The organism is Pseudomonas fluorescens (assembly GCF_018614775.1).
GTDB classification, from domain to species: domain Bacteria; phylum Pseudomonadota; class Gammaproteobacteria; order Pseudomonadales; family Pseudomonadaceae; genus Aquipseudomonas; species Aquipseudomonas fluorescens_BY.
In genome coordinates, this window is sequence record NZ_JAGGOF010000082.1 from 1 (window position 1) to 13,203 (window position 13,203).

General features: G+C 61.6%; 7 protein-coding genes and 1 rRNA gene. 7 read left to right on the plus strand and 1 reads right to left on the minus strand.

The window, feature by feature from the left end; all coding sequences use genetic code 11:
- Window positions 1-155: 155 nt before the first annotated feature.
- The 7 genes from rrf to J7E36_RS19750 all read left to right on the plus strand — a co-directional run bounded on the left by rrf (window position 156) and on the right by J7E36_RS19750 (window position 12,135).
- Window positions 156-271, plus strand: a 5S ribosomal RNA gene (rrf, locus tag J7E36_RS19720).
- 155 nt (window positions 272-426) lie between these two features.
- Window positions 427-3,879: an exodeoxyribonuclease V subunit gamma gene (gene recC, locus J7E36_RS19725; protein WP_215006608.1), complete on the plus strand. Its 3,453-nt coding sequence runs from the start codon at window positions 427-429 to the stop codon at window positions 3,877-3,879.
- A complete protein-coding gene (recB, locus tag J7E36_RS19730) occupies window positions 3,876-7,565 on the plus strand; it encodes an exodeoxyribonuclease V subunit beta (RefSeq protein ID WP_215006610.1) in 3,690 nt (1,229 codons plus the stop codon). Before recC ends, recB begins: the two co-directional genes overlap by 4 nt.
- Window positions 7,562-9,652 carry an exodeoxyribonuclease V subunit alpha gene (gene recD / locus J7E36_RS19735; RefSeq protein ID WP_215006612.1) on the plus strand — a complete coding sequence of 697 codons (2,091 nt, stop codon included), beginning with the start codon at window positions 7,562-7,564 and terminating at the stop codon, window positions 9,650-9,652. Before recB ends, recD begins: the two co-directional genes overlap by 4 nt.
- Window positions 9,653-9,787: 135 nt before the next feature.
- Window positions 9,788-10,363, plus strand: a complete 576-nt coding sequence (locus J7E36_RS19740; RefSeq protein ID WP_215006614.1) for a YfiR family protein — start codon at window positions 9,788-9,790, stop codon at window positions 10,361-10,363.
- Window positions 10,360-11,628, plus strand: coding sequence for a diguanylate cyclase domain-containing protein (locus tag J7E36_RS19745; protein ID WP_215006616.1), 1,269 nt, complete (start codon window positions 10,360-10,362; stop codon window positions 11,626-11,628). Before J7E36_RS19740 ends, J7E36_RS19745 begins: the two co-directional genes overlap by 4 nt.
- Window positions 11,629-11,631: 3 nt before the next feature.
- Window positions 11,632-12,135, plus strand: coding sequence for an OmpA family protein (locus tag J7E36_RS19750; protein WP_215006618.1), 504 nt, complete (start codon window positions 11,632-11,634; stop codon window positions 12,133-12,135).
- Here the strand turns inward: J7E36_RS19750 and J7E36_RS19755 are convergent.
- The gene (locus tag J7E36_RS19755; protein ID WP_215006620.1) at window positions 12,132-13,079 is read right to left on the minus strand and encodes a LysR family transcriptional regulator; all 948 of its coding nucleotides are present in this window, start codon (window positions 13,077-13,079) and stop codon (window positions 12,132-12,134) included. The two genes, J7E36_RS19750 and J7E36_RS19755, sit on opposite strands and share 4 nt — an antisense overlap.
- Window positions 13,080-13,203: the final 124 nt, after the last annotated feature.

Sequence of the window (13,203 nt, forward strand, 5' to 3'; positions counted from 1 at the left end):
TATAACACCCAAGCAATCTGTCGACTCGAAAGAGGCCAGATTGCGGTGTGTGAAGACGAAGAGAACCGAAAGTTCGACTGACTCGCAAAACACCAATCTATCGCATACCCATTTGCTGGCACGTGACCGCAAGGCACGCACCGGCTACCGAATTTCTTGACGACCATAGAGCATTGGAACCACCTGATCCCATCCCGAACTCAGCAGTGAAACGATGCATCGCCGATGGTAGTGTGGGGTTTCCCCATGTGAGAGTAGGTCATCGTCAAGATTAAATTCCGAAACCCCTATCTGCTGATGCAGGTAGGGGTTTTGTTTTGCCCGCAGGAAAGTTCTTACACCACACCCGGAAAGCTCCCGGCTGTCACAGCCCCCCGACAATGCTAAGGTTCTGCCCTAGCTTTTGCATTTTCAAGGATGCCTTTCATGCCGGACGCAACGTCCCTTAGCCCAGCTTTCATGGTGGTTCACGGGAATCGCCTTGATGAACTGCGCAGCCTGGTAATCAGCCTGATGCGGCGCTATCCACTGGCGCCACTTGAAAATGAAATCGCCCTGGTACAAAGCAACGGTATTGCCCAGTGGCTCAAGCTGGCACTGGCTGAAGACCCGGAAGACGACGATACCGGCGGCTGCGGTATTGCAGCGGCCATCGGTGTGCAGTTGCCCGGCAGCTTCATGTGGCAGCTCTATCGAACCGTCCTGGGACGTGACCAGATCCCGGCCAAGTCCCTGCTCGACAAGTCCCCGCTGACCTGGCGCCTGATGCGTCTCCTGCCGCAGTTGATCGAGCAGTCACATTTCGAACCCCTTCGCCGCTTTCTCACCCACGACACCGACCTGCGCAAGCGCTATCAGCTGTCCGAGCGCCTGGCCGACCTGTTCGACCAATACCAGGTGTACCGGGCTGACTGGCTTGAAGATTGGGCTGACGGCCGACACCAGACAAGAACTGTCCGGGGCGAAATCAAACCGCTCGCGCCGGCCAATTGTTGGCAAGCGGAACTCTGGCGAGCCTTGTTACTGGATGTGGGGGAGGAAGGCATGGCACAGAGCCGTGCTGGCGTTCACCAGCGGTACATCGAGCGCATCAACAGCCTGGAAGTCGCGCCGAAAGGTCTACCTGCCCGTGTCATCGTCTTCGGTATCTCTTCGTTGCCCGCCCAGGCCCTCGAGGCGTTAGCCGGTCTGTCCAGGTTCAGCCAGGTTCTGCTGTGCGTCCATAACCCGTGCCGCCATCACTGGGCGGATATCGTCGCCGACAAGGACTTGCTGCGTCACCAATACAAGCGCCAGGCACGCAAGAGTGGCATGCCCATGGCCCTGGATCCGCAAACCTTGCATCAGCATGCCCATCCGCTCTTGGCGGCCTGGGGTAAACAGGGGCGCGACTACATCAACCTGCTCGACAGCTACGACGATCCCAACAGCTATCGTTCGGTATTTCGCGATGGGCGCATCGACCTGTTCAGTGACGGGAATCCCACGACCCTGCTTGGCCAGTTGCAGGATGACATTCTGGAGCTGCGTCCACTCAACGAAACCCGCGAGCATTGGCCTCCCGTCGATACAACGCGGGACGGCTCGATCCGCTTCCATGTTGCCCACAGTGCTCAACGTGAAGTCGAGATTCTCCATGATCAATTGCTGGCTCACTTCAGTGCGGATCCGACCCTGCGTCCTCGGGACATCATTGTCATGGTCCCTGACATCGACAGCTACGCACCGCATATTCGCGCGGTGTTTGGCCAGCTCGATCGAACGGATCCTCGCTTCATTCCGTTCACGCTGACCGATCAGGGGCAGCGGGGACGTGACCCGCTGCTGATCGCGGTCGAACATTTGCTCAAGCTGCCTGACAGTCGCTTCCCCGTCAGTGAAATCCTCGATTTGCTGGACGTCCCGGCGTTGCGGGAGCGGTTCGGTATTGATGAGGCCGACCTGCCAACGCTGCACCGTTGGATCGAGGGGGCTGGCATCCGTTGGGGGATGAACGCCGAGCATCGCGCCGGACTGGGGTTGCCTGCGGAGCTTGAACAGAACAGTTGGCGGTTCGGTCTGCGTCGCATGTTGCTGGGGTATGCCGTCGGCAGGTCGGAAGCTTACGAGGGCATCGAACCCTATGATGAAATCGGCGGCCTGGATGCGGCGTTGATCGGTCCCCTGGTCGCTTTGCTGGACGCCCTGGAGGTCGCCCATGAGGCGCTTACCCAACCAGCCTCACCACCGGAGTGGGGTTCGCGCCTGCACGACCTCATGCAATTGTTTTTCCAGGCGAGCAACGAGCATGACGACTACTTGCTGGCCCAACTTGAAGACCTGCGTGAAACCTGGCTCGAAACCTGTGAGTCGGTCGGCCTGCAGGATGCACTGCCGCTGACGGTTGTGCGTGAAGCCTGGCTGGCAGGACTGGATCAAGGTCGGCTGTCCCAGCGCTTCCTGGCCGGCGCGGTCAACTTCTGTACCCTGATGCCGATGCGCGCGATTCCCTTCAAGCTGGTCTGCCTGTTGGGGATGAATGACGGGGATTACCCACGCGCCCAGCCACCCTTGGATTTCGATCTCATGGGCAGCGACTATCGCCCGGGTGATCGCTCCCGGCGTGAGGATGATCGTTACCTGCTGTTGGAGGCGCTGCTTTCCGCCCGGGAAAAACTGTATGTCAGTTGGGTGGGCCGCAGTATCCGCGACAACAGTGAGCGGCCCGCATCCGTACTGATCGGCCAGCTGCGCGATCACCTCGCCAGCGGCTGGCAGTTGGCAGATAGCAGTAAGGAGCTCCTTGGGGCCCTGACCCAGGAACACCCCCTACAACCGTTCAGTGCTCGCTATTTTCATCAAGGCGAAGAGCTGTTCAGTTACGCCCGCGAATGGCGCCGGCTACACGATGCCCACGATCACACCGACACGCTCCAGGTATTGGAACCCTACATCCAGGAGGAACCCCTGGGGCTTGCTCAGTTGCAGGATTTCTTGCGCAATCCGGTTCGCCACTTCTTCAGCCAACGGCTGAAAGTATTCTTCGAGGCCATCGAAGCGCCGCTGGCCAATGATGAACCCTTCGTGCTCGATGCGCTGCAACGCTACAGCCTGAGCGACAGCTTGCTGGAGGCCGCCCTGGTTCGCCTGGACCAGGCGGATCTTGCCCTGAGCGCCCACGCCAAGCGACTCCAGAACAGTGGCTTGTTACCCATGGCCGGTTTCGGTGAGCACATGCAGCGTGAGCTGATCGAGCCCTTGCCGGATCTGCTCCAGCGTTACCAGCAACTTCTATCCCTATGGCCCACGCCGGTGACCAGCGCTGTTCCCGTCAGCGTGCAGTTGCAGGGTGTGAGCGTCGAAGGCTGGCTCAGTGGCCTGCACCAGCGGGCCGATGGGGCGGTTCTCGCGATCACCGCGATACCCAACAGCATCGGCTCCGCCAAGACGCGTAAATGGCACCGTTTGATACGCCCGTGGGTCAACCATCTGGTCGCCTGTGCCAATGGCCTGTCGTTGACGACAGCATTGGTGGCCAGTGATGACAGCTTGCTGTTGGCACCTTTCGAAGAGCCTGTGGCACAAAGGCTGTTGGGGGATCTGCTGCAGGCTTGGCAGGCCGGTATGCGCCAGCCGCTACCGATCGCGGTGAAGGCGGCCTTCGCCTGGCTTGGCCAGAGTGATCCGGTCAAGGCCCAAGCGGCTGCTCGAAAAGCCTACGAAGGCGATGGGCAAACCTCTGAAGGCGAGCGTCGGGAAAGTCCGGCCTTGGCTCGACAGTTCGCTGATTTCGACGCGCTGATGGCTGACGAAACATTTCCCGATTGGTGCGATGCACTATATCGACCGTTGCTTGAGGCCCCATGGCAGTCATCGGCCGGCGAGGAGGCCCGTTCATGAGTCGGCAAAAACCCCTGGCACTGGCGTTCCCGCTACATGGCAGCCAATTGATCGAAGCCAGCGCCGGTACCGGCAAGACCTTTACCATTTCGGCGCTGTACCTGCGCCTGGTGCTTGGACATGGCGGCGCGGTGTCGGGGTTTGGCCGCGAATTGCTGCCACCGCAAATCCTGGTGGTGACCTTTACCGACGCGGCCACCAAAGAGCTGCGTGAACGTATTCGAACCCGCCTCGCCGAAGCCGCGCGATTCTTTCGTAACGAGATCCCGGCCCCGGATTCGCTGATTGCTCAATTGCGCGATGAGTTCGGCCCCGAGCAATGGCCCGGCTGCGCGAACCGGTTGGACATTGCCGCGCAGTGGATGGACGAAGCGGCCGTCTCGACCATCCATAGCTGGTGTCAGCGGATGTTGCGTGAGCACGCGTTCGACAGCGGCAGCCTGTTTACCCAGACCCTGGAAACCGATCACAGCGAACTGCTCGGTGAGGTCCTGCGCGACTATTGGCGGTTGTTCTGCTACTCGATGCAGGGCGATGCGTTGAGCTGGGTGCGTACCCATTGGGGCGGCCCGGCTGCGCTGTTGCCACGAGTCAAAGGGCTGTTTTCCAGCGGGCGTGACAGCGGCGAAGGAATCGAACCGGCCGAACTCATCGCGGCGTCCTTGCAGGAGCGCAGCGCCGCCCTGCTCGATCTCAAGGCCCCCTGGCGGCAATGGGCCGTTGAGCTGCTGGAGATTTGCCAGCAGGGTATCGCCAGCAAGAGCGTCGACGGGCGCAAGATGCAGGCGCGTTATTTCGAACCCTGGTTTCAGAAGATCACGGCCTGGGTGGATGACGAAAACCTCGAACTGTTGGACATCGGCACCGGATTCACTCGGCTGACGCCCGAGGGCATGGCCGAAGCCTGGAAGGGCGAGGTGCCCAACCATCCCGGGCTGGATGCCATGGCCGGCCTCAAGGCCAGCCTGGAGGCATTACCCACGCCCGATGCCGCCGTGCTGCAACACGCTGCGCAATGGGTCGGCGCGCGCTTCGAGGCCGAGAAGCGTCGGCGCGCAGAGATGGGCTTCGATGACATGCTGCTGCGTCTGGACGCAGCGCTGCAGGCCGATGGTGGAGAACGTCTGGCGAGCCTGATCCGCGAGCAGTTTCCGGTGGCGCTGATCGATGAGTTCCAGGACACGGATCCGGTTCAATACCGGATCTTCGAGAGCATCTACCGCATCGAAGACAATAATCCTGACACCGGGCTGTTCCTGATCGGCGATCCAAAGCAGGCGATTTATGCCTTTCGTGGTGCCGACATCTACACCTACCTGCGCGCGCGCGCGGCCACTACCGGCCGGCTGCACACTTTGGGAACGAACTTCCGCTCCAGCCATGCCATGGTTGGCGCGGTCAACCACATTTTTCAGAACGCCGAATCCCGTCAGGCGGGCCGCGGGGCGTTTCTGTTCCGTGAGCCGTCGGGCAAGAATCCGGTGCCGTTCCTGGCCGTTGGGTCCCAAGGTCGCAAGGAAACCTTGCAGGTCGCAGGGCAGGCCGTCACGGCGTTAAACATATGGCACCTGCCTTCGGAGCAGCCACTCTCCGGCGCGGTGTATAGGCAATACATGGCCGCCGCCTGCGCCAGTCAGATCACCACGTTGCTCAATGGCGGCCAGGCGGGACGCGACGGCTTTACGGTCGAAGGGGAAACACTCCGGGGACTGCGCCCGGCGGATATCGCCATCCTGGTGCGCGATGGCAAGGAAGCGCAGGCCGTGCGAGACCAGCTGTCTGCCCGAGGCGTGCGCAGCGTTTATTTGTCCGACAAGGATTCGGTCTTCGCCTCGCAGGAAGCGCGAGACTTGCTGGCCTGGCTCAGGGCTTGCGCCGAGCCGGATGTCGAGCGACCGCTGCGCGCAGCACTGGCCAGCATCACGTTGGACTTGCCGTTGACGGAGCTGGAACGCCTCAACCAGGACGAGTTGGCGTGGGAAGCCCGGGTCATGCAATTCCGTGGCTATCGCACCGTCTGGCGCACCCAGGGGGTGCTGCCCATGTTGCGGCGCCTGCTGCATGATTTCGAATTGCCCCAGGCGCTGATGGCGCGCAACGACGGCGAGCGGGTCCTGACCAACCTGCTGCATCTTTGCGAATTGTTGCAGCAGGCTGCCGGTGAGCTGGATGGCGAACAGGCGCTGATTCGGCATTTGTCCGAACACCTGACGTTGTCCGGGCAGGCGGGGGAGGAGCAGATCCTGCGGCTGGAAAGCGATGAGCAATTGGTCAAGGTCGTTACGATCCACAAGTCCAAGGGGCTTGAGTACCCACTGGTCTTCCTGCCTTTCATCTGCTCGACGAAACCGGTGGATGGCAGTCGATTGCCGTTGCATTACCACGACGACGCCGGCAGGGCGCAGATCAGTCTCCAGCCAACCCCCGAGTTGATTGCCAAGGCTGACGACGAGCGTCTGGCCGAGGACCTGCGGCTGCTCTACGTGGCGCTTACCCGCGCGCAGCACGCCTGCTGGCTCGGTGTCGCGGATCTCAAGCGCGGCAGCAACAATCGCTCGATCCTGCACCTCTCCGCGCTGGGGTATCTGTTGGACGGTGGTGCACCGTTAACCGAATCGGTAGCGCTGAGACGCTGGCTGGAGGACCTGCAACAAGGTAGCGTCGCGGTGAGTTGCCAGGAAGTGCCCGAGGCCACCGACGAGCGCTATCGCCCACCCCGCAACGATGCGGTATTGCTCGATCCCCTGGTTCCCCTGCGCAAAGCCAGCGAAAACTGGTGGATTGCATCCTATAGCGCGTTGCGCATCGGAGAGGTCCTGAGCGAAGGCAGCGATGCCGCGCCAGAGAATCCGCAGGCGCAGAAACTGTTCGACGATGAGCGACTGGACCCGGACGCGCCCAGGGAAGTTATCGCTGGAGGCGGGGATATCCACCGTTTCCCCCGTGGCCCAAATCCTGGCACTTTTCTTCATGGCCTTTTGGAGTGGGCAGCAGGGGAAGGCTTTTCCTCCGCTCCGGAGGTTGTCGAGGATGCGGTTGCCCGACGCTGCAATCGCCGAGGCTGGACCGGCTGGATCATTACGCTGAGTGATTGGCTGCAACACTTGGTCAGAATACCTTTGCGGGTCGGTCACGAGCAGGCGCCGGTGGTGCTCGAGCAACTGACCCAATTCCAGGTCGAAATGGAATTCTGGTTCGCCAGTCACAAAGTCGATGTGCAAAAGCTCGACCAGCTGGTTTGTCGATTTACCCATGGCGGTGTCGCTCGCGTCGCGGCTGAGCCGGTGTTGCTCAACGGTATGTTCAAGGGCTTCATCGATCTGACCTTCGAGCATGACGGTCGGTACTACGTTGCCGACTACAAGTCCAACTGGCTGGGTGTCGATGACATGGCCTACACCCCGCAGGCCATGGAACAGTCGATCCTGGATAGCCGCTACGACCTGCAATACGTGTTGTACCTGTTGGCCCTGCATCGCCAGCTCAAGGCGCGACTACCTGATTATGACTATGACCGGCACGTCGGCGGCGCGCTGTACCTGTTTCTTCGCGGTACCCGTTCCACCAGCCAGGGCGTGTATTTCACCAAGCCCCCACGGGAATTGATCGAGCAACTCGACCGGCTGTTCCAGGGGGCTCCCGAACCCAAGGCCGAACCGGCGTGGGTACAGGGAGAACTGCTATGAGTCGTTCATTTGCCGATCTGCTGCCCGGGCCGCCCGACGCCGAGAGCCTGGTGGACCTGGCACCCTTGAGCCGCGTGGATGATTTGCTGTCGTTGCTGACGCGCTGGGTCGAGCGTGGTTGGCTACGCGCCCTGGACAAGGCGTTTGTTGCGTTCCTCCATGAACTCGCGCCCGACGATGACCCGCTGGTCCTGCTCGCTGCGGCGCTCACCAGCCATCAGTTGGGTCACGGGCATGTCTGCCTGGACCTGTTCGAAACCCTCAAGGAACCGGACTTCGCCCTGTCGCTGCCTCCCGAGGGGGATTTGCAGGCAGGCGTGTTGCCGTCCCACATCTTCGGCGCTCTGGACGGTGCCCATTGGTGCAAGGTCCTCGCAACGAGCCGTCTGGTGGCGCTGGCGGTTGATGGCAGCGAGGAGGCCCGGCAGCGTCCGCTGGTGTTGTCCGGCAAACGGCTTTATCTACGCCGTTACTGGGATTATGAGCGACGCATCGACGAGGCATTGCGCCAACGACTGGCCGAACCGGGTGCCGCGCCCGGCGACCTGCGCGAGCGACTGGACGGACTGTTCGGACCGGCCAGCGCCACAGGGCCGATCGATTGGCAGAAACTGGCCTGCGCCCTGGCGACCCGAGGCGCCTTCAGCATCGTCACCGGTGGTCCCGGCACCGGCAAGACCACCACGGTCGTGCGCCTGCTGGCCTTGCTGCAAGCCCCGGCCGTCGAGGCCGGGAAACCTCTGCGGATTCGCCTGGCGGCGCCCACCGGCAAGGCAGCTGCGCGCCTGACCGAGTCGATCAGCCAGCAAGTCCGCACCCTGGATGTGGACGATGCTGTGCGCGAACGTATTCCCAGCGATGTGACGACCGTCCACCGTTTGCTGGGCAGTCGACCCGGTACCCGGCATTTTCGGCACCATGGCGGCAATCGGTTGCCGCTGGACGTGCTGGTGGTCGATGAAGCCTCCATGATCGATCTGGAGATGATGGCCAATTTGCTGGATGCGTTGCCGTCTCATGCAAAGCTGATATTGCTGGGCGACAAGGACCAATTGGCCTCCGTCGAGGCCGGTGCGGTGCTGGGGGATTTGTGTCGAGACGCCGAGGAGGGCTGGTATGACGCCCAGACCCAAGCCTGGCTTGAGTCGGTCAGTGACGAACACCTCACGGCCGGTGATCTGAAACAGGACCTCGACGGCACTCATCCCCTGGCGCAGCAAGTGGTCATGCTCAGGCATTCGCGGCGCTTCGGCGAAGGCAGCGGGATCGGGCAGTTGGCGCGCTCGGTCAACCAGCAACAGCCGGAAAAGGCCCGTCAATTGCTGGCGGGCGGTCACTATGCCGACCTGTTTTCCCTGGCGTTAACGGGTGAACACGATGGGCAGCTCGAGCGTTTGTTACTTGAGGGTCACCCTGGCGGGCCGCAGGGATATCAGCATTATCTGAACGTGTTGCGGGAGCAACGCCCGGCCATTTCTCGCCCGCTGGAAGACAGCTGCTGGGCCGACTGGGCGCGGCACGTCCTGTCGGCATTCGACGCATTCCAATTGCTCTGTGCCGTGCGCAAGGGCCCATGGGGCGTAGAAGGGCTGAACCAGCGGATCACCGCCGCACTGCTCAAAGCCCGTCTCATCGACAGCGATCACCAGTGGTACGAAGGGCGCCCGGTGCTGATGACCCGTAACGACTACGGCTTGGGTTTGATGAACGGTGATATCGGGATTGCCCTCAAGTTGCCCGAGCGTACCGGGCCTGACGCCGCCAGGCAGGTTTTGCGGGTGGCCTTCCCGCGTAACGACGGCGAAGGTGGTGTGCGTTTCGTTCTGCCCAGTCGGCTGAATGATGTGGAAACCGTGTACGCCATGACCGTGCACAAGTCCCAAGGCTCGGAGTTCACTCACACTGCATTGATTCTGCCGGACGCGCTTAATCCGGTGTTGACCAAGGAGCTGGTGTACACCGCCATTACCCGGGGCAAGCAATGGTTCAGCCTGATCGAGCCCCGTGCGGGGGTATTCGAGGAGGCAGTAACGCGCAAGGTCAAGCGCCTGAGCGGTTTGATGCTGGAGCTGGAGGGTGGGACCTGATGACCTGCTGCTCTTAGGAGGGCCCTGACCCGACTTGACAATTTTCTGTCAGGATATCTGTAGGGAACGCTTTATCGCTGGCTTTTTGGCACTGTGCTATGGTTCCGACACTTATTGTATTGATAGAGACTTGCCATGGGTCTGGCTGTTCGGGAGGCATTGCGGTACGGAGGCTGGAGGCATTACGTGCTCGCCAGTCTTTTGTGTCTGTTGCCACCTGTCGTGGTTGCCGAGGATCAGACCTCTCCGAGCAAGGCCCAGTTGCGGGCCGAGTCCGTGACACAGGTCGTTCTGGGTATTCTCAGCTACGCCCGCTGGCCGGTAGAGCCGACGCAACTGGAGTTGTGCATCGTAGGGCCGACCCAATACACCGACGACTTGATCAAAGGCACCACCCAGGCCACTGGTCGACAGGTGACCGTGCAGCGATTGCTGGCCGACAATCCCGGTATTTCTACGGACTGCAATGCCGTCTACCTCGGCAGGCTGACCGACGATGAGCGCACGCATCTGTTCGCCTCATTGATCGGCAAACCGGTGTTGAGCATCAGCGAGGGCGGTGATCAATGTACCGTGGGTAGCCTGTTCTGCCTGCGGGTCGGTGATGAGCAAGTCTCGTTCGAGGTCAACCTCGACTCGGTGGCGCGCAGTGGCGTGCGCATCCATCCGAGTGTCCTGCAACTGTCCCGCCGCAGGCCGGCAACCCCATGAGCCCGATCTCATCGCGGGTCCGTCCCACCCTGGGCTCGGTCATCGGACGCGGACACCTGATCGTCGCGTTGGTGGCCGTGACCATGGCCAGCGTCTCCCTGACGTTGCTCGGTGTGCTGGCGCTGCGAGTCTACGCCGATCACAACCTGCACCTGATCGCCCGTTCGATCAACTACACCGTGGAAGCGGCCGTGGTGTTCGATGACGCGGCGGCGGCCACCGAAGCGCTGGCCCTGATCGCCACCACCGAGGAAGTCGCCCAAGCCCAGGTGTTCAATGAACACGGTCGTCTGCTGGCGCGCTGGCAACGACCTGATACCGGGCTGCTGTCCGAACTGGAAATGCACATCGCCAAGGCGTTCCTCGAAGAGCCCATCAGCCTTCCGATCATCCATCAGGGGCAGAGCATCGGCCGCATCCAACTGGCGGGGCACGGCGGCAGCCTGCTGCGCTTTTTGCTCAGCGGTCTGGCAGGGATCATCGTGTGTACGGCGGTGAGTGCCTGGGTCGCGTTGTACCTGGCGCGCCGCCAACTGCGGGCGATTACCGGGCCGCTGCGCAGCCTGGCCGACGTGGCTCACGCGGCGCGCAGCGAGCGAGCGATGGATCGCCGGGTACCGCCGGCCGCCATCGCCGAGCTGGATAATCTGGGCAACGACTTCAACGCGTTGCTCGAAGAGCTGGAATCCTGGCAGACCACCCTGCAAAGCGAGAACGAAACCCTGGCTCACCAGGCGAGTCACGACAGTTTGACCGGGTTGCCCAACCGGGCGTTCTTCGAAGGTCGACTGATCCGTGCCTTGCGCAACGCCAGTAAACTCGACGAACAGGTGGCGGTGCTTTATCTGGACAGCGACCGCTTCAAGGGCATCAACGATAACTTCGGCCATGCCGCCGGCGACGCCGTGCTGACGGCGGTGGCGACCCGTGTCCAGGCGCAGTTGCGTGAGGATGACCTGGTGGCGCGTCTCGGTGGGGACGAATTTGCCGTGCTGCTGGCCCCACTTCATCATGCCGAGGATGCGGAGCGGATCGCTGAAAAAATCATCGCCTGCATGGAAATGCCGATCCAATTGCCCGGAAACGCCTCGGTCCTGACTTCCCTCAGTGTCGGTATCGCCGTTTACCCCGATCATGGCGCCACACCGGGCGCCCTGCTTCATGCCGCCGATGCGGCGATGTACCAGGCCAAACGCCTCGCCCGAGGCGGCCAACACACGGCGGGGGCGGAACACCCCGTTGCTGATCTTCAAACCAGGAGCTGACTTGTGCGTGTATTTCTTCAACTTCCCTTGCAGCGGTTCACCGCATTTGTATTTTTCGCGGTCCTGGCCCTGACCGGATGCCAGACTGCGCCGCAGAAGGGCCTGACCCCAGCGCAGGTTGCCGTCCTCAAGCAACAGGGGTTCGAACTGACGGATGACGGTTGGGCCTTCGGGCTGTCGGGCAAGGTGCTGTTTGGCAGCGATGTGGAAAATCTCAACCAGGCCAGTACCGACATCGTCGAGCGAATCGGCAAGGCATTGCTGGGCGCCGGCATCCAGCGGGTACGCATTGATGGGCATACCGACGCTTCGGGTTCTCAGGCTTACAACGACCTACTCTCGGTACGGCGGGCCAGCAGCGTGGCCAAGGTGCTGATGAATGTCGGCATGCGCGAAGAGAACGTCCAGGTACGCGGCCTTGGCAGTCGCATACCGGTGGCGTCCAACGACACGGTAGACGGCCGCACCGAAAACCGTCGCGTTGCCATTGTGGTCATCGCCGATTAATCGGCAAACACCATCGCCCGGCTCTCGCCCATCAGCAGTGGCTGATTGCGTTCAGTCACCTGGCGAATGTAATCCCACAACAACGTAATTCGCTTGAGCTTGCGCAGGTCCTCCCGACAGTACATCCAGAACTGCCGGGTGACGGTGATTTCATCGGGCAGCACCGGCAACAAGCGTGGGTCCTGGGCGGCGAGGAAGCACGGCAGGATCGCCAGCGACCGCCCTTGCTGCGCGGCGACGAACTGCGCGATCACGCTGGTGCTGCGCAGGTGAGCGTGGGCGCCGGGAAGCACGTTCGCCAGATAGAGCAACTCGGAGCTGAACGCCAGGTCATCCACGTAGCTGATGAATGAATGCTTGCCCAAGTCTGTCGGGCGCTGGATGGGCGGATGGTTGTCCAGGTATTGCCGGGTGGCATAGAGCTGCAGCCGGTAGTCGCAGAGTTTGCAACACACATACGGGCCATGTTCCGGGCGTTCGAGGGCGATGACAATGTCGGCTTCGCGCTTGGAAAGGCTGATGAAGTGCGGCAGCGGCAGGATATCCACGGAAATGGCCGGGTAGGCGTCGACGAAGTGGCTCAGTTGCGGCGTGATGAAGAAGCTGCCGAAACCCTCGGTGCAGCCCATGCGCACGTGGCCGGACAGCGCGACGCCCGAGCCGGAGACCTGTTCGCAGGCCATGTGCAGGGTGCTTTCGATCGATTCGGCGTAACCCAGCAGGCGCTGGCCTTCGGCGGTCAGGACAAAACCGTTGGTCCGGGATTTCTCGAACAGCAGCGTGCCCAATGAGGCTTCCAAAGAGCTGATGCGTCGCGACACCGTGGTGTAGTCGACGGCCAGGCGCTTGGCCGCGGTGCTGGCCTTGCGGGTGCGGGCCACTTCGAGGAAAAACTTGAGGTCGTCCCAATTCAGCGACCCCAGGGAGGTAATGTTTTTTTGCATGATGGACCGGTTTTTATGTGCGTTCTTATTAGAAGTTTGCACATCTATACTCCAAAAACCGTCTCATCACCAAGGCGTCTATGCGCCTTGATCTCTGCTGAAGCAGCGCTCTCTATAAGAATAA